The 17,435-nt window shown below is 70.8% G+C and carries 8 protein-coding genes, 1 tRNA gene and 2 pseudogenes; 7 read left to right on the top strand and 4 right to left on the bottom strand.

The features are described 5' to 3' along the window. Positions 1-4 precede the first annotated feature (4 nt). Positions 5-1,687: a thiamine pyrophosphate-binding protein gene (locus OG956_RS05935; RefSeq protein WP_330336880.1), complete on the bottom strand. Its 1,683-nt coding sequence runs from the start codon at positions 1,685-1,687 to the stop codon at positions 5-7. Between the two features lie 291 nt (positions 1,688-1,978). Here OG956_RS05935 and sucC point away from each other — a divergent pair, with 291 nt between their 5' ends. The 5 genes and pseudogenes from sucC to OG956_RS40200 form a co-directional block, all read left to right on the top strand. Beyond that, entirely contained in the window at positions 1,979-3,109 is a 1,131-nt protein-coding gene (gene sucC, locus OG956_RS05930; protein WP_330336879.1) for an ADP-forming succinate--CoA ligase subunit beta, read from the top strand. Positions 3,110-3,120: 11 nt separating this feature from the next. After that, on the top strand, positions 3,121-4,002 hold the full coding sequence (sucD, locus tag OG956_RS05925; protein WP_330336878.1) for a succinate--CoA ligase subunit alpha: 882 nt from the start codon (positions 3,121-3,123) through the stop codon (positions 4,000-4,002). Positions 4,003-4,126: 124 nt separating this feature from the next. After that, positions 4,127-5,707, top strand: coding sequence for an aldehyde dehydrogenase family protein (locus tag OG956_RS05920; RefSeq protein WP_330336877.1), 1,581 nt, complete (start codon positions 4,127-4,129; stop codon positions 5,705-5,707). A 175-nt stretch (positions 5,708-5,882) separates the two neighbouring features. Then, positions 5,883-5,967: transfer RNA gene (locus tag OG956_RS05915), tRNA-Leu, on the top strand. Next, a pseudogene (locus OG956_RS40200) lies at positions 5,941-6,138 on the top strand (DUF3459 domain-containing protein); the annotation flags it as partial. The gene OG956_RS05915 and the pseudogene OG956_RS40200, both read left to right, overlap by 27 nt. A gap of 549 nt (positions 6,139-6,687) precedes the next feature. Here OG956_RS40200 and OG956_RS40195 read toward each other — a convergent pair. The 3 genes and pseudogenes from OG956_RS40195 to OG956_RS05900 all read right to left on the bottom strand — a co-directional run. Continuing rightward, positions 6,688-7,200 (bottom strand): annotated as a pseudogene (locus OG956_RS40195) (recombinase family protein); the annotation flags it as partial. 872 nt (positions 7,201-8,072) lie between these two features. After that, complete coding sequence (locus OG956_RS05905) at positions 8,073-10,229, bottom strand: UvrD-helicase domain-containing protein (protein WP_330336875.1); 2,157 nt, start codon at positions 10,227-10,229, stop codon at positions 8,073-8,075. 87 nt (positions 10,230-10,316) lie between these two features. Next, a complete protein-coding gene (locus OG956_RS05900; RefSeq protein WP_330336874.1) occupies positions 10,317-12,215 on the bottom strand; it encodes a sigma-70 family RNA polymerase sigma factor in 1,899 nt (632 codons plus the stop codon). 237 nt (positions 12,216-12,452) lie between these two features. Here OG956_RS05900 and OG956_RS05895 point away from each other — a divergent pair, with 237 nt between their 5' ends. Continuing rightward, positions 12,453-15,587, top strand: coding sequence for a helicase-related protein (locus tag OG956_RS05895; RefSeq protein WP_330342751.1), 3,135 nt, complete (start codon positions 12,453-12,455; stop codon positions 15,585-15,587). Next, positions 15,584-17,434 carry a DUF1998 domain-containing protein gene (locus OG956_RS05890; protein ID WP_330336873.1) on the top strand — a complete coding sequence of 617 codons (1,851 nt, stop codon included), beginning with the start codon at positions 15,584-15,586 and terminating at the stop codon, positions 17,432-17,434. Before OG956_RS05895 ends, OG956_RS05890 begins: the two co-directional genes overlap by 4 nt. The last annotated feature ends 1 nt before the right edge of the window (position 17,435 follow it).

Raw genomic sequence — 17,435 nt, 5'->3', positions numbered from 1 at the left:
CTCCTCACTTGTACATGGTCTGGTTCATGGTTCCGGGGGCGTACGCGTCCGGGTCGACCCAGACGTTGATCAGCGACGGCTTGCCCGACTCGCGGGCCCGGCGCAGCGCGGGGCCGATGTCGGCGGGGTCCCGGACCTCCTCGCCGTAACCGCCCAGCATCTGCGCGAACCTGTCGTAGGCGACGTCGCCGAGGGTGTTGCCGACCCGCTCGCGCTCCTTGCCGTACTTGGCGGCCTGGCCGTAACGGATCTGGTTCATCGAGGAGTTGTTGCCGACGATGCCGACGAACGGCAGGTCGTAGCGGACCAGCGTCTCGAAGTCCCAGCCGGTCAGCGAGAACGCGCCGTCGCCGAAGAGCGCGACGACCTCCTTGTCCGGGCGGGCCTGCTTGGCGGCGAGCACGAAGGGCACGCCGACGCCGAGGGTGCCGAGCGGGCCCGGGTCCATCCAGTGGCCGGGCGACTTGGGCTGGACGACCTGCCCGGAGAAGGTGACGATGTCGCCGCCGTCGCCGATGTAGACCGAGTCCTCGGTGAGGAAGTCGTTGATCTCGCTGACCAGCCGGTACGGGTGGATGGGGGAGGCGTCCGACCGCAGCTGCGGCAGCCGCCTGTCGATCGCGGTCTGCTCGGCGGCCCGCAGCTCCTCCAGCCACTCCTTGCGCCGGGCGGCCCCGCCGTTGACGCGTCCCGAGGCCGCCTCGGTGACGGACTTCAGGACGAGGCCGGCGTCGCCGACGATCCCGAGGCCGATGTCGCGGTTCTTGCCCACCGTCCGGTAGTCCAGGTCGATCTGCACGACCGTCGCGTCGGGGGAGAGGCGCTTGCCGTAGCCCATGCGGAAGTCGAAGGGCGTGCCGACGATCACGATGACGTCCGCGTTCGAGAAGGCGTACCGGCGGGAGAGCTGGAAGTGGTGCGGGTCGCCGGGCGGGAGGGTGCCGCGTCCGGCGCCGTTCATGTACGCCGGGACGTTCAGGGTGCGCACCAGCTCGACGGCGGCCTCGGTGCCCCGGGTCGTCCACACCTGGCTGCCCAGCAGGATCGCCGGCTTCTCGGCGTGCACCAGCAGGTCGGCGAGCTTCTCGACCGCCTCGGGGTCGCCGGCCGAGCGGGTGGAGGCCCGGTAGGCGCCCGCCTTCGGGATCCGTGCCTTCGCGGCCGGCACCTTCGCGTCCAGGACGTCGCGCGGGATCTCCAGGAAGGAGGGGCCGGGCGCGCCGTGGTAGCACTCGCGGAACGCCATCGACACCATGTCGGCGGCGCGTGCGGTGTCCGGCACGGTCGCCGCGAACTTGGTGATCGGCGTCATCATGTCGACGTGCGGCAGGTCCTGCAGGGACCCCATCTTGTGCTGGGTGAGCGCGCCCTGGCCGCCGATCAGCAGCATGGGGGACTCCGCGCGGAAGGCGTTGGCGACCCCGGTGACGGCGTCGGTCGTGCCGGGGCCGGCCGTGACCACCGCACAGCCCGGCCTGCCGGTGATCCGGGCGTAGCCGTCGGCGGCGTGCGCGGCGACCTGCTCGTGGCGTACGTCGACGACTTCTATGCCCTCGTCGACGCAGCCGTCGTAGATGTCGATGATGTGGCCGCCGCACAGGGTGTAGATGCGGTCGACCCCCTCGGCCTTCAGCGCCTTGGCAACGAGATGACCACCGGAGATCACTTCCTGGGTGTCGTCGGGCATGGCGGAGTCCTGTCCTTTTCGTAGGGGGTTGGGCGGCTCGCGGTGTCCCTGTATGCGCACTACGGCAGCGGTCTGCACTGCTCGGCATGCTGTATGCAGTAGATTGCATACAGTCGACGAATACTGTATGAAGCTTGTTATCCCCCATCCCGGTGGGTGGTGTCCAGGGGGCGGACACACTTTTCGGTCGCCGGGAACCGGCCAACTCCCCGTCACCGGCCCGGCGGTGACCCACCCGCATCAGCGCAGGCGTCACGGAGGCCGTGACGACCCGCCGGACAGGAGCCGCACATGGACCTGTACGAACACCAGGCACGGCAGCTCTTCCAGGAACACGGCATCCCCGTGCCCCGGGCCGAGATCACCGACTCGCCGCAGCAGGCCCGCGAGATCGCCCGCCGGCTCGGCGGCCGGGCCGTCGTCAAGGCCCAGGTGAAGACCGGCGGACGGGGGAAGGCCGGCGGGGTCAGGCTCGCCGCCGACCCCGCCGCGGCCGAAATGACGGCACGACAGATCCTCGGCATGGACATAGGCGGCCACCGCGTCGGCACGGTCATGCTGGCCGAACCGGTCGACATCGCCGAGGAGTTCTACGTGTCCTACGTCCTCGACCGCGCGTCCGGCGGCTTCCTCGCCATCGCCTCCGCCCAGGGCGGCATGGAGATCGAGGAGGTCGCCGCGACCCGGCCGGAAGCGGTGGCCCGCATCCCCGTCGACCGGGCCGAGGGCGTCACCTCCGCCAAGGCCGGCGAGATCGCGAGCGCGGCCGGGCTGCCGGCGCGGACCGCCGACGTCCTCGTACGGCTGTGGCAGGTGCTGGTCCGCGAGGACGCGCTGCTCGTCGAGGTCAACCCGCTGGTCCGCACCGCACAGGGGGGAATCCTCGCGCTCGACGGCAAGGTCACCCTGGACGACAACGCCCGCTTCCGACAAGCCGGTTCGGGCGCGCGGGACGAGGAGCACCGGGACCCGCTGGAGGCGGCCGCCGCCGAGCGCGGCCTCACCTACGTCAAGCTCGACGGCGAGGTCGGCGTCATCGGCAACGGCGCGGGCCTCGTCATGTCCACCCTCGACGTCGTCGCCGGCTGCGGCGCCCGCCCCGCCAACTTCCTCGACATCGGCGGCGGCGCCTCCGCCCGGGTGATGGCCGACGGACTGTCGGTGATCCTGTCCGACCCGGCCGTGAAGTCCGTGTTCGTCAACGTCTTCGGCGGCATCACCGCCTGCGACGCGGTCGCCCACGGGATCGTGACCGCGGTCGACCGCGTCCGCCTCACCAAGCCGCTCGTCGTCCGCCTCGACGGCAACAACGCCGCACGCGGACGCGCGATCCTCGCCGAGCGCGCCCATCCGCTCGTCGAGCAGGCCACCGGCATGGACGGCGCCGCCCGCCGTGCCGCCCAACTCGCCCACACCGCCTGAGGAGCCCGGACATGGCCATCTATGTGACCAAGGAGAGCAAGGTCCTCGTCCAGGGCATGACCGGCGCCGAGGGCATGAAGCACACCCGGCGCATGCTCGCGGCCGGCACGGACGTGGTCGGCGGGGTCAACCCGCGCAAGGCCGGCCAGAGCGTCGACTTCGACGGGCGGGCCGTACCCGTCTTCGGCTCGGTCGCCGACGCCGTGCGCGCGACCGGAGCCGATGTCACCGTCGTCTTCGTGCCGCCCGCGTTCGCCAAGGCCGCCGTCCTGGAGGCCGCCGACGCCCGCATCCCCCTCGCCGTCGTCATCACCGAGGGCATCCCCGTCCACGACACCGTCGCCTTCACCGCCCACGCGCGCCGCACCGGCACCCGGATCATCGGGCCCAACTGCCCCGGACTGATCACCCCCGGCCAGTCCGACGTGGGCATCATCCCCGCCGACATCACCAAGCCGGGCCCGATCGGCCTGGTCTCCAAGTCGGGCACACTGACGTACCAGCTCATGTACGAGCTGCGCGACACCGGCTTCTCCACCTGCGTCGGCATCGGCGGCGACCCCGTGACGGGCACCAGCCACATCGACTGCCTCGCCGCCTTCCAGGACGACCCCGACACCGAACTGGTCGTCCTCATCGGGGAGATCGGCGGCGACGCCGAGGAACGCGCCGCCGCCTACATCCGCGACCACGTCACCAAACCGGTCGTCGGCTACATCGCCGGTTTCACCGCGCCCGAGGGCCGCACCATGGGCCACGCCGGAGCGATCGTCTCCGGCTCCGCCGGCACCGCCCGCGCCAAGCAGCAGGCGCTGGAAGCGGCCGGAGTCCGCGTCGGCCGCACCCCCACCGAGACGGCCCGACTGGTCCTGGACACCCTGCGCACCGGCTGACACCGGACACACCCACCGGGCCGGCCCCTGCCGCCGGTGCGGCACCACCGCTCACCGCAACGCGCCCCAGTTCCGAAAACGTGCCCCACCCCGCCCCGACCGTGCACCGAGAGCGGAGCCGACAATGCCACCCACCCTCACCCCGAACCCGCCGCCGACCCCCGCGACCGCCCCCACCCTCCTGAAACCCGGCACGGCCTACCCCGACGCCTGGCGGCGCTGTCTCGCCGCCGCGCCCGAGGCCTTCCGGGACGACCGCGTCCTCACCCTCTGGGGCGCCGACTGGCGGCCCGACGGCCGTACGGCCTCCGCGACCACGCCGGTCGACGGCACCCCGATCGCCGGCGCCCCGCGACTCGACGGCGCCACCGCCCAGCGGGCCGTACGCGCCGCCCTGGACCAGCACCGGGCCTGGCGGCACGTCCCGCTGCCCGAGCGGCGGGCGCGCATCGCCGCCACCCTGGACGCGCTCGCCGCCCACCGCGACCTGCTCGCCCTGCTGCTCGTCTGGGAGATCGGCAAGCCGTGGCGGCTGGCCCTCGCGGACGTGGACCGGGCGATCGACGGCGTGCGCTGGTACGTCGAGGGCATCGAGCCCATGCTCGCCGGCCGGGCCCCGCTGGACGGACCGGTCTCCAACATCGCCAGCTGGAACTACCCGATGAGCGTGCTCGTGCACGCCGCCCTCGTCCAGGCGCTGGCCGGCAACGCCGTGATCGCCAAGACCCCGACCGACGGCGGCGTGGCCTGCCTCACCCTCGCCATGGCGCTGGCCGCCCGCGAAGGGGTGCCGGTCACCCTGGCCGGCGGCAGCGGCCGCGAGCTGAACCAGGCTCTGGTGCGGGCGCCGGAGATCGGCTGCGTGTCCTTCGTCGGCGGCCGCGACACCGGCGCCGACGTGGCCACCGCGGTCGCCGGCCTGGGCAAACGGCACATCCTGGAACAGGAGGGCCTGAACACCTGGGGCATCTGGGACTTCTCCGGCTGGGAGCGGCTGACCGCGGTGATACCCAAGCTGTTCGACTACGGAAAGCAGCGCTGCACCGCCTACCCGCGCTTCGTCGTGCAGCGGTCCCTGTTCGACGCGTTCCTCGCCGCCTACCTCCCCGCCGTCCGCTCCGTCCGCGTGGGCCACCCCCTCGCCGTCGCCGACCCGGCCGACCCGCCGCCCGAGCTGGACTTCGGCCCGCTGATCAACGCGGCCAAGGCCAAGGAGCTGACCGACCAGGTCGCCGAGGCCGTCGACCGGGGCGCCGTACCGCTGTACCGGGGCCGCCCCGACAGCACACGGTTCCTGCCCGGCCAGGACACCTCCGCCTACGTCCACCCGGTCACCCTGCTGAACCCGCCGCCGTCCTCCCCCCTGCACCACGCGGAACCCTTCGGCCCGGTCGACACGATCGTCCTGGTCGACACCGAGGCCGAGCTGCTGGCCGCCATGAACGCGTCCAACGGCGCGCTGGTCGCCACCCTCTCCACCGACGACCGGGCCGCCTACGACCGGCTCACCCCGCAGATCCGCGCCTTCAAGACCGGGCACGGCGTTCCCCGCTCACGCGGCGACCGCGACGAACTGTTCGGCGGCTTCGGCGCCTCCTGGCGCGGCGCCTTCGTCGGCGGCGACCTCCTCGTACGCGCCGTGACCCGGGGCCCGGCGGGGGAGCGGCTGCCCGGGAACTTCCCGGAGTACCAGCTCATGCCGTGACCCTCACGGCCCGCACACGCGATCTCGCCATGCGTACACCCTCACCGGCACGGCGGCCCGCTCCCTGCGGGCCGCCGCCCACAGGACGGAATACGCAGGTGAAACGCACTCCGAAACCTTGGTATTGTTGTTCCTGTCGCCACGGGGACCACCCCCGCAAGGCGACACACACCTAGTCCGGGTGGCGGAATGGCAGACGCGCTAGCTTGAGGTGCTAGTGCCCTTTATCGGGCGTGGGGGTTCAAGTCCCCCCTCGGACACAACGATTGACGATACGGCGACGAGGGCCTCGACTTAACGGTCGCGGTCCTCGTTGCGTGTTCGTAGCTGATAGTGATGCCCAGGGCGTCGTAGAGCGGGCCTTTCTTCTCGACGGCGGCAGTCTGGAAGTTCCGTGCAATATCTCCAACACTCTCAGTGACCTCCCGGATCTGTCGCGCGTCGAGCGGCGATTGCTTCTTCCGAGTGACGGCGGGGTGCGCGTCGAGTTTCCTCTGCGCCGCGTCCTTGTCCCGCTGGGCCTCGTTGATCCACTGGGTGACGACGGCGGGGGCGGCTCCGGCGTCCAAGGCTGCCTGGTAGCGGGCGAGGCGCCGCTCGCACTCCTTGATCACCTGGCCTGCTTGAGTCTGCTCGGGGGTCTGGGGCTCTGCGGTGCTTGCTGCGGCGCTGGCATGGGTGAGCGCTTCGATGGTGGCGGAGAGCCGGTCGGGGGCGAAGGCCCGGGCGATCCACTCATCCAGGGCCTGGCAGACGATGTCTTCCCGCAGGTAGACGGTGCGCGGGTGGGTGAGGTCGGGATAGAGGGCGGCTTCTTCCTCTTTGAACACGCAGCGGTAGTAAACGCGGTTCCGGATGGTGGCGGGCTGCATCTTGCGCCCGCACAGGCTGCACCGGACCCGACAGCGCAGAGCGTAGGGGAGCGCGCCCCGCTTCCCGGCGCGCTCCTGCCGCCCCTGGTTGCGGGCGCGCTGTGTGCGCACGGTGCGGGCGGCATCGAAGAGGTCGGGGCTGATGATCGCTTCGTGGGCGGGTTCGTTGGAGTGGATCCACTCCTCAGGAGGGTTGTGGGTCATGTGGGTGCGGTGGCCGAGGGTGACGTCGTCGACGTCGAGGAGGCGTTCTTCCTTGCGCTGCTTGTTCCAGACCTCGTGGCCGGTGTAGCGGGGGTTGAGGAGGATGGCGCGAACGGCGCCCTGCTGCCATGCGGTCTTCTTGCGGTGCGGATTGCGGGTGGCGTCGTGGGCGGAGGGGCAGGGGATGCCTTCCCGGGTGAGCTGGGTGGCGATGGCGCTGTAGCTCATGCCGTCCACGTACAGACGGAAGATCCGCTGCACGACGGGTGCGGCGGCGGGGTCCAGCTCGAGTTTGTGGACGCGCCGGCCGACGACGGCCTTCGAGGGGTTGGGGTGGGGGCCTGCGTCGGCGATCCGGTAGCCGTAGGGTGGCCGCCCGCCGAGATAGCGGCCCTGAAGCTGGGCCTGAGAGCTCATCGCGGTCCGCACCCGGATCTTGATGCGGTTGCGTTCCCCCTTGCTCATGCCGCCGAAGACGGACATGACCAGGTCGTGGGCCTCGTTGTCCGGGGCGATGGGGCCGCCCACCTCCGGGACCCACAAGGGGATGCGGAAGTGGACGAAGACAGGGAAGGTGTTGCCGAACTGGTTGCCGTAGAACGTGCGCTGCGGCTCCCCGATCACGACAGCGTCGAATCCGCGGTTCGGGTCGCGGAGGGCTTGGAGGAGTTCGTTGGCGCGGGGGCGGCGCTTCCAGGGGAGGGAGCGGCTGTGTCCGACGTCGAAGTACTCGGCGACGATCTGGCCGCCGGCGGGTTCGATCAGGGCGCGGGCGCGGGTGAGCTGCCAGTTTCTGGAGGCCTCCGGGTCTTGGAGGTCCTCGGTGGAGCAGCGGCCGGCGAACGCGAAATGGATCATGTCCGGTCAGACCCCCGGGGTGTAGGCGTGGAGCGCTTTGCGGGTGTTATGTGGCGCTCTGTCGTACCTCGGATGGGCGAGAAGAGCCAGCGGTCCGCCCTTGCTAGCCGTTTCCGGCTTCGGGGCACGCCTGGACGGGATCGGCGACCAAGGCGTGCAGGAGGTGTAGGAGGGCGGCCCTCGGATGCGGGCTGGGGCATGCGCTGTTGGACGCCGTGGCCAGGTGACTCGTCAGTGCTGACACATCCCGTATAGAGATGTCGCACGTCGATTTTGACGTCCTGTGTCGGCCAATGATCGTTTGGGTAAGCGGCTGGCTGTGGGCCCCGTTGGTCCATTCCCGGTCGGACTGAACCCGGCGTACAGCCCGACTCGTCTGCCTTTCGTTGACTCCACCAACCATCGTGCTGTGAGCCCGTGCAGCGGAAGACTCAGCCTCCCGCCTCGGATGCCGCCGGCAGGAATCGGCTGACCTGGCCGCTGTACGAGACATACAGCTCCTCGCGGGCGCGCGTGCAGGCCACGAAGAGGAGGCAGCGTTCGGCCAGCATGTCCGCCTCGTGCTGCAGTCGGTCCACATCCGGTGGTGTGACAGCTGGCGGGAACGGGAAGGCGCCTGCCGTCACGCCGATCACCGCGACGCAGCGGAATTCCAGGCCTTTCATCGCGTGCAGAGTGGCCAGCCGGACCCCCACGTCCTGCTGGGCTGGCCCCTCCCTGACCAGAGCCGCGGGCAGCCCGGCGCGTTCCAGTCGCGCCTTGACCTTGTCCAGCGTCTGGTGGAACCGGGCGGCTACCGCGATCTCCGCCGGCGCCGCGCCGCCTGCGACCCACTCACGTATCCTCGCGACGACCGCGCTCAGTTCGGCGTCCTCACTCCCGAAATCCCTCAGGGCGGGCCTACGGCCGTGCAGGAGGGAACGGTAACCGGCCAATGAGTCCTTGCCGTCGCCCGACAGAGACTCCACCGGTTCGTCCTCCATCAGGGCCGCCGCCCAGCGGAGGATCTCCTCTGTGCTGCGGTAGTTGATGCGCAGCCGACTGGAACGGCCCGCGACCGGGATACCGAGAGAACCCAGCGAGACGCGCGAGTCGTAGATGCGCTGGTGCGGGTCCCCCGTGATGAACAGGTCGTCCGGCCCCGGCGCGACGGCTCCGCGCAGGACCCGCCACTGGACCGGGTGCAGGTCCTGCGCCTCGTCGACCACGACATGGGCGTACGGCGGGTCACCTGCTCCTGGTTCGCCCAAGAGTCTGGCGGCCTCCGCGCACAACTGCAGGTAGGTGCACTTCCCGTCCTTGCGCAGGCCCTGCTCGAACATCTTCATGGCCCGCCATACCCGCGCCCGCTTGACCGGACCCAGGGCCGAGCCCCTGCCCCGCCGCACCGCTCGCAGATACTCGTCCTCGGTGGAGATCGACTGGGCGAGCACCACGTGCCGGTACTCCTGGGAGAGGAACTGCTCGTTCCACTCCAGGCCGAGCATCTGCTGGATCTTGCGCCAGCGGAAGCGTTCGTCCGCGTCGTCGCACAACCGGGGCACCGAGCCCCGGCGGCGGCGCACGACGTCCCGGGCCAGGGCGTCGACCGTGGTGACATCGACCCTTTTCAGCAGGGCTTCGTCCTCCAGGAGGAGCGCGAGGTTCTCCCTGAGGGACTTCGCCAGCGCGGTCGTGTACGTGGTGAGAAGGATCCTGCCTGCGTGCGGCGACCTCTGGAGCAGGTGCTTGACGCGGTGCAGGGCCACCACGGTCTTGCCCGTGCCAGGGCCCCCGGTGACCTGGGCGGGGCCGGCATAGGTCGCCCGGTAGGCCACCCGGCGCTGGGCGGGATGGAGGAAGATGCGCCAGGCGGCGAACGGCTTGGTGAGGATGTCCTCCAGTTCCTCCGCTCCCGTGACCACGGTGATACGGCTGTGCGTGTTGGCGATGGCGGACGACAGGTCGTCGGGGTCGTAGGGCCCGGCGTCCGCAGGACGGCGCACGGCTACGACCTCCCGCCAGACCGTGTCCTCGTCGAACCCCTCGGCGAGGAACTGCAGTACCTCGAACTGGTCCTCGGGGAACAGCGAGGCGAACGCCTCCAGCTGGGCCTGGTCGGTGATGGTGCGGGCCGCGCGCAGCGTTCCCTCGTCGATGCCGAGCCGGGTCAGGGATGCGTCCGCGAAGCCGTCGAACAAACGCTCCTGTGCCTTCGCCGCCGTCTGCTCCAGCACCGGGGTGAGCTGCTCGATGGCGACGACATTGCGGACCTCCAGGCCACGCGTCGCGGTGTTGACCGTGTAGAGCCGCTTGGCGGCCCACTCGTAAGCCTTGTCGTGCTGTACGACGTTCACCAGGAGGAAGGTGTCACCACCGTCCTCGGGCGCGAGGACGACGCCCCGCCAGAAGTCGGTGATCCTGATGGTCCGCAGGCGCGGATCGCGGGCGTTTTCCACGGACTCCAGGTGCAGACCCTTGTCGGCGTGCAGTTCGGCGACGGTGAGTTGCTGAAACTTCTTCATCGCCTTCCGTACCCCTGCCCGGACCGGCTTCTCCAGCTGCTCGTACTTGTCCCAGAAGGTGTTGGCGAATGCCAGCTGCGGCAACGGACCGTCCTCCCCACGCGGTGCGATGTGCACACCCTACTCAGGGACCTGCTGGGCGGCAGGCCCCTGACCGGCGGCGACGAGGCGCTATCGGTATTCCAGCAGGATCCTGCGCAGTCGTGTGGACGCCGCCGAACCGGAGAGTCTGCCGTCCGCCATCGCACGGATGATGTGTGCACCGTGGTGTCCCGCCTGCCGGATGAGGGCAGTCCGACCGAGGCGGGACGCCATGCGCCGGGCGGCCAGCTCCACTCCCTGCGCTGAGAAGTCGTCGTTTCCGGCCGCGGGCCGCAACGCGCGGGGGCGCGGCTCCGCGGTGCGTGGGCGACGCTCCGGCCGCTGCCTGGAGGCGGGGCGTGAGGGGGTTTGCTCTTCCTCCGTGAGGATTTCCTTCAACCGGTTGCGGGCCTTGGTCTCCAGCTGTCGGATCCGTTCCCTGGTGACGCCGTACACGGAGCCGATCGCGTCGAGGGTCTGCACTTCCTGGTCGATCAGGCCGCTGCGCCGCCGCAGGATGTCCGCCGACTTGACGTCGAGCTTGGCGAGCAGCCGTTGCTCGATGTCCTCCCGCGACCACTGCGGGTACAGCAGCTCTTCGGGCCCGAGGGAAGGCAGGTCGTAGGAGAGGGCGTCGCCGAGGTTGGCGCCCTCGAACAGTTCACGGTCGAGAGAGGCGGTCACCCTGCTGATCCCACGGATCTCCGTTACGCGGGTCACGGTGAGACCCGTGGCGACGGCGACAGCCTCCTTGGTGGCTGCACGGCCCAGCGCATGCAGCTTTGCTTCGGCTGCGGCCACCTTGTGCATCTCCTCGTGCAGGTGCACCGGAATGCGGATGGCACTGCCGAAGTCCGCGATCGCGCGTGTCATCGCCTGGCGGATCCAGTGGTAGGCGTAGGTCGAGAGCTTGAAGCCCCGGGCGGGGTCGAACTTGCAGACCGCGTGCATCAGGCCGAGCACGCCGTGGTGAAGTAGATCCTCGTCCTCCAGGCCCTGGCCCGTGTACTTCTTGCGCAGCTCGTGGACAAGGCCCACGTTGTGCTCGACGAGAGCCTCGTAGGCCTGGCGGCGGACGTCGCTGCGCGGCAGGGCGGCGAGTTCCTCCTCGGCCGGCTCCGGGGATGGTGAGGTGGTGGGCCACCCGCGCATCAGAAGGGTCAGCCCCGTTTCCTCCTGTGCCGTCAGGATGCGTTTGGCCGGGCGGCGCAGGAAGCGGCGCTCCGCCAGCAGTGATCTGGCGGCGGAGATCTCGGCCGGCTGCTTCTCCCTGACGGGTGGGGAAGGCTGGGTAGGGATGGCGGGCAAGGGCTCCAGGCCCCGTTTCGCTTTCTGCCCGGCCTGCTGCGGCTGCGCAGTGGGCGACGGGGACGCCGGCGCGGGCTGCTCCGTGGGTGTGGCTGCCCGCCCGGCCTGCTTCGTCTGCTCGTCGCGGCTGGGCGCCGGGCGCGGTCGTTCCGCGTGCGTCGCGTTGTGCCCGGCCTGCCGCGGCTCGGTTGGCCGATGGACCGGTACCGGCGACTCCACGTGTGCCGGACCAGCCAGCGCCGCTGCCAGCCGGTCGGTCTCGTTGTCGTCGAGCCCGCACAGTCGCGCCAGTCCCGGTACGAAACGAGAGGCAGGGGCGGCAGAGCCGACGTAGCGCTGCGCCAGCTTCAGGACTGCCGTCATCCTCGGGCCGAGATCTTCCCTCCGCACTGTCGGTTCGATCGGGTCGGGCGACCGGTTTTCGGCGGCGCGCCCCACGTCGGTCGCCCCGGCCGGGCCGGTGTGAGCCGTCCTGCTCCGCGTCGGAGTGTGGACCGCCGTCGCTGCCCTGGTCACTGCCGCAGCCCGCAGCGGCGACGGGCGGCCGCCGACCTCGGCCGCCGCATGGCGAGGAGCCGCGACTCTGATGCCCAGTTTCTTCAACTCGCCTGTCAAGCGGTCCAGTTCGGCGTCGCTGAGACCGAGGCCGGAAGCGGCCGCGAGGAACTCCTCGCGTGTCACCGCTCCGTCCGCCGCCAGCTCTCGCAGCCGTCTCAGCAGCGCCCCCAGCGCCAGCCGCAGCCCCTGCTCCCTGTCCCCCCGGAAGCCCGGCGTCATGCCTGCCATGGGACGACTGTGCCACGGGGATACGACAACTGGCCCTGACGTGCCGGAATCGACGCTAGGATCCCTGGCCCCGGCGTGGGGACGCCGGGTGGGGAACGGCCGTGCACGTACCGGCCGCTGCAAGGGGGCATGATGGATCCACGGGACGAGTTGACCGCGTACCTGCGCGGGCAGCTGATGGGTCCGGCGGACGGTGAACGTGAGGTCCTGCTGTTCCCGCCCGACCGCCAGTACCTCGTCGGCACCCTCTACCCACGCGATGCGGACCTGCACGGGCAGCTGCGCCTGGTGGGCGACATGGACGACGAGGACGAGGGCCGTGGAACGGAGGAGGCCCGCGAGGACACGAACCCGGCCGTCGACCCGCTGCCCTCCGTCAACTCCTGGCTGCCCTCCTCACTGGGCATCAGTTTCTACACCGACGCCACGGAACTTCAGGTCACCTGCTCCGCGGCCCGCTACCTCACCGAACAGGGGGAACGGGCCCGGCAGTGGCGGCGCGAGCCGCTGCCCGAGGAGACCATCCCCCTCGGGCCCAAGGACGACAACCCGAAAAAGGTCTTCGACGGGCGGGGTGAACTGACCGTGCACTGGCGGCCGTTCAGCGAAGGGCACCTCGTCACCGTGGGCCTGGCGAACGCCGTTCGGGCCGGTGACGAGGACAGTCGCACACCCGCCTGGGACCGCATGCTGTTCCAGGCGTGCCTGGGTGTCACCGTGCCTGGCGGCCGGATCCGTCAGTACCCCAGCATCACGCTGATCAGCCGGGACGAGGAGGAGCAGGAGCTGCGCCTGCAGTACCGCCACGTCCGCACCTACGCCATCGGTCACGGATGCGCGGTCGGAGAGGTGCTCGCCGACGGGCGAGTGGTGGGTCTGAAGACCGAGCTGCTGCCGCACGTCGATGTTCCCGACGTCCGGGCCGCCGGGCCGACCGATCTTCCCGTCCTGCGGCTGGCCCGTCTCGCGGACGACCAGGTGGCCGTCGGCGACCTGCGTGAGGAACTTCGCGCGTTCGCTGCCGGCTATCGGGCCTGGTACGAGGAGCAGTGCAGTCTCGACGTCCCGCCTTGGGGACGTTCGGCCGCCGACCGCATCCTGGCCAGGATCGAGGCCGCCGTCGCGCGCATCGAGTCGGGCATCGAGACGCTCTGCGATCCGCGGCGCCCGGAGATCCTCGCGGCCTTCAGGATCGCGAACCGGGCCATGGCGCTCCAGATGCGACACAGTGCACGCGATCAGGCCGGTGAGCGCCGGGAACGCCGCACGGCCATACTCCTCGAGCCCGACCCCGATCCGGAAGCGGCGTGGCGTCCCTTCCAGTTGGCCTTCTTCCTGCTGGCGCTGGACGGCACGGTGGATCCCAGCCACCCCGACCGGGACACCGTCGACCTGATCTGGTTTCCCACGGGCGGCGGCAAGACCGAGGCCTACCTGCTGCTGGCCGCGTTCGTCATGGTGCTGCGCCGCTTCCAGGAGTACGGCGGCGGTACCGCCGTACTCAGCCGCTACACCCTGAGCCTGCTCACCACCCAGCAGTTCCAGCGGGCCGCCACCATGGTCTGCGCTCTGGAACGGCTGCGCCGCCCGGACGAGCGCCGGCTCGGCAGCGAACCGTTCTCCATCGGCCTGTGGGTCGGCGACACCACGGTGCCCAACCGCTACGCGGACGCGGAGCAGGCCTTCGACGACCTACGGGACGCGGCGCACCCGGGGGAGGCCTTCATCCTCGACCGCTGCCCCTGGTGCGGTACGCGCATCCTGCCGCATGCCAAGTCCGCGGACCGGGGCGACTACGGCATCCGCGCCACGGCCACGTCCTTCGCGTTCTACTGTCCGCGCGACGAGTGCTTCTTTCACAAGGAGCTGCCCGTCGCCGTCGTCGACGACCACCTCTACGATCGGCCGCCGACCTTCGTCCTGGGCACCGTCGACAAGTTCGCGCGTCTGGCGTGGGAGGCCAGGGCCGGACGGCTCTTCGGCGCCGAAGGAGTGGGCAACCGCCCGCCCAGCTTGGTGATCCAGGACGAACTCCACCTGCTCACCGGCCCGCTCGGCTCGCTGACCGGGCTGTACGAGTCGGCGGTGCTGTCCTTGTGCGTGCATGGGGGCAGGGGCCCGAAGGTGGTGGCGTCGACGGCAACCATCCGTCGTTCGGGAGAGCAGGTGCGCCGGCTGTACGGCCGGGACGTGCAGTTGTTCCCGTCCGCCGGTCTCGACGCACGCCACTCGTACTTCGCCGAACCCGACACCAGCCATCGCGGCCGGCGGGGCCGTCGCTACCTTGGCGTCATGGCCCAGGGGCACACCGCGGGCCGGGCCTCCGTCGCCACCGCGGCGGCGATGCTGCAGGGTGCGTACGAACTGCCGGAGGAGCACCGGGACGCGTACTGGACCCTCGTCGCCTACCACCACAGCCTGCGCGAGCTCGGCCGGACGATCACCGCAACCGGGGACGACATCCCCGCCCAGCTCGCCGGCATGGGCGGTGCCGCAGGTACCCGGGAGCTGACCGACCAGCAGGTGCAGGAACTCACCAGCAACCTGAACCGAGCCGAACAGCCCGTGCTGCTGGACCGGTTGGCCAAGCCCTGGACCGAGCCGGGTGCCATCTCCTTCCTCGCCTGCACCAACATGCTCTCGGTGGGTGTGGACGTGAAGCGGCTCGCGCTGATGCTGATGCTGGGGCAGCCGAAGACGACCGCCGAGTACATCCAGGCCACCAGCCGCGTGGGACGTGACAAGGTGCCCGGTCTCGTCGTCACCTTCTTCAACGCCACCCGCCCGCGCGACCGGTCGCACTACGAGACCTTCGGCGTCTACCACCGCTCGCTGTACCGGCACGTCGAGCCGACCAGTGTCACGCCCTGGTCGGTGCCGGCCCGCCGGCGCGCCCTGCACGCCGCGCTGGTGGTACTCGTCCGGCACCGTCTCGGACTCGCGGCGGAGGACCAGGCGGGTGAGCTGCTGGACCACCTGCCGGGGGCCGTGGTGCTCGCCGAGGAACTCGTCGCCTGGGTGCGGGCGAGCGACCCGCGTGCCGCGCAGGCCGTGCGGGACGAACTCGACGGGCTGCTCGCCGCATGGCAGCAGCGCGCCCAGGAGGCCCGGGACGCGAACAAGCCCCTGTACTACCGGAGCCAGGGCAAGGGGCACCTGAACCTGCTGAAGAACTTCGAGCAGTACGGCGGGCTGTGGGAGACCCCGCACTCCCTGCGCACGGTCGACCGCGAGTGCCAGGTCACGGTGAAGGGAGCCGACCGGTGAGCCGCAAACTGAGGGTGCGCCAGGCGCAGACCGTACTGCCGTTCGGGGTCGGGGCCGTCCTGGACATCCAGGGCGAATCGTTCGTCGCCACCGGCATCGGGGACTGGCCGCGCAAACGGCAGCCGGTCGACTCACCCCGGCTGGCCGCACGGCTGCGAGTGAGTGGCTTCTTCGCGGCCCCACCGACCCTCAACGACCGCTACGACAACCAGGATGCGCCCGGAGCTCCGTACATCCGGTTCCCGACCTGGCTGTTCTGCGGCAGCTGCCGCCGCATGCGGCGCTGGCGCATCGCCGACGAGACCCCGGGCACGCCTCCGCAGTGCCCCCAGTGCTCACCGAGGCGCCCGCTCGTCCCGATGCGGTTCGTGCAGATCTGCAAGGTGGGACACCTCTCCGACGTCGACTGGTGGTTCTGGGCGCACTCCCGGCTGGACCCTGAGGACCGTCAGGCCTGCACGTCCCGGGAGTCCCGGGACTCCCGGGCACAGCTGAGCTTCCGCGTCGAACAGCGCGCCGCGGGCCTGGAGGCTCTCTCGGTCGTCTGTACGGCGCCGAAGTGCCGGGGCACCCGGGACCTCCTCGACATCCTCGGTACGCACGGCCTGCGCTGCTCCGGACGCAACCCGTGGCAGCGCGCGGCGGAACGGGTCGACTGCCGCGAGACCGTTCAGGTCGTGCAGCGCACCGCCGGAAACCTCTACTACCCCGTGGTGCACTCCGCGCTGGACATTCCGGAGGCCGAGGGACCTCCGGCCTGGGAGGGCGAGGCGGCCGAACGGGTGCGGGCCAGCACCCTGTGGCTCGCCTTGTGCAGCGCGCCGGACGGCCCGAACGCGCTGGCCCTGCGCGAGATGATCAAGCAGGAGACCCAGGCCGACGACGCGCTCCTTGACGCCCTGCTGGCCGAGGAAGTCGGCACGCCCGTCACTGCCGCCGCCCCGGACAAGCCGGTCTACCCGGACCTCAGCAGCGAGGAGTGGGCGGCGCTCACCGCGCCCGCGCCCGAGGCCACCCGCGACTTCGTGGTCCGGCATACCGACCTGGGGCTGGCCGGGGAGAACCAGGCGCCGTGGACGACCCTGCGGGAGCGGTTCGGCAAGGTGGTGCTCGTCGACCGGCTGCGGGAGGTGCGGGCGCTGCAGGGGTTCACCCGGGTCGCCCCCGACGCCACCTTCGTGCCTGCCGACACCTCCCGCCGCCTACGCTGGCTACCGGCGGTCGAGGTCTACGGCGAGGGCGTCTTCCTCACCCTCGACGCCGCACGTCTGGCTGACTGGGAACGCGATATCGCCGTACGCAACAGGGTGTTCGGCATCCGGGCCGACCTGGACCGCAGCTTCCAGAAGGACCGGCTGGAGGCCCACACCGGCACGGTGCTGGCTCCACGATTCGTCTTGCTTCACACGCTCGCGCACCTGCTCATCCGGCAGCTGTCGTTCGAGTCCGGCTACACCACTGCGAGTCTGCGGGAGCGTGTCTACGCTCGCGCCGACCGTGACCAGGCAGGGCTGCTCGTCTACACGGCGGCCGGCGACGCGGCCGGCACCCTCGGCGGCCTGGTCCAGCAGGGCGAGCCGCCGCACCTCGCCGAGATCCTGCTGCGCATGATCGAGACCGCGGCCTGGTGTTCCGCCGACCCGCTGTGCGCCGAACACTCCGGGCAGGGCTTCGGCAACCTCAACCGGGGTGCCTGCCACGCCTGCGCCCTGCTCCCGGAGACCAGCTGCGAGACGGGCAACACCCTCCTGGACCGGGTGCTCGTGGTCGGCGGTGGCGAGGTCCCCGGCTTCTTCGAGGACGTGATCACTTCTGCCCGTGCGACCGCGGTGGACCAGGAGGAGTAAG

The organism is Streptomyces sp. NBC_00557, assembly GCF_036345995.1.
In the GTDB taxonomy this organism is placed as follows: Bacteria; Actinomycetota; Actinomycetes; order Streptomycetales; family Streptomycetaceae; genus Streptomyces.
The sequence above is the reverse complement of the archived record's forward strand: the minus strand, read 5'-3'. Positions and strand labels throughout refer to the sequence as shown.

What these genes read in the sequence shown, in the direction of transcription:
- OG956_RS05935 (WP_330336880.1), bottom strand. Translation starts at nt 1,687, where the DNA reads ATGCCCGACGACACCCAGGAAGTGATCTCCGGTGGTCATCTCGTTGCC.
- sucD (WP_330336878.1), top strand. Translation starts at nt 3,121, where the DNA reads ATGGCCATCTATGTGACCAAGGAGAGCAAGGTCCTCGTCCAGGGCATG.
- sucC (WP_330336879.1), top strand. Translation starts at nt 1,979, where the DNA reads ATGGACCTGTACGAACACCAGGCACGGCAGCTCTTCCAGGAACACGGC.
- OG956_RS05895 (WP_330342751.1), top strand. Translation starts at nt 12,453, where the DNA reads ATGGATCCACGGGACGAGTTGACCGCGTACCTGCGCGGGCAGCTGATG.
- OG956_RS05920 (WP_330336877.1), top strand. Translation starts at nt 4,127, where the DNA reads ATGCCACCCACCCTCACCCCGAACCCGCCGCCGACCCCCGCGACCGCC.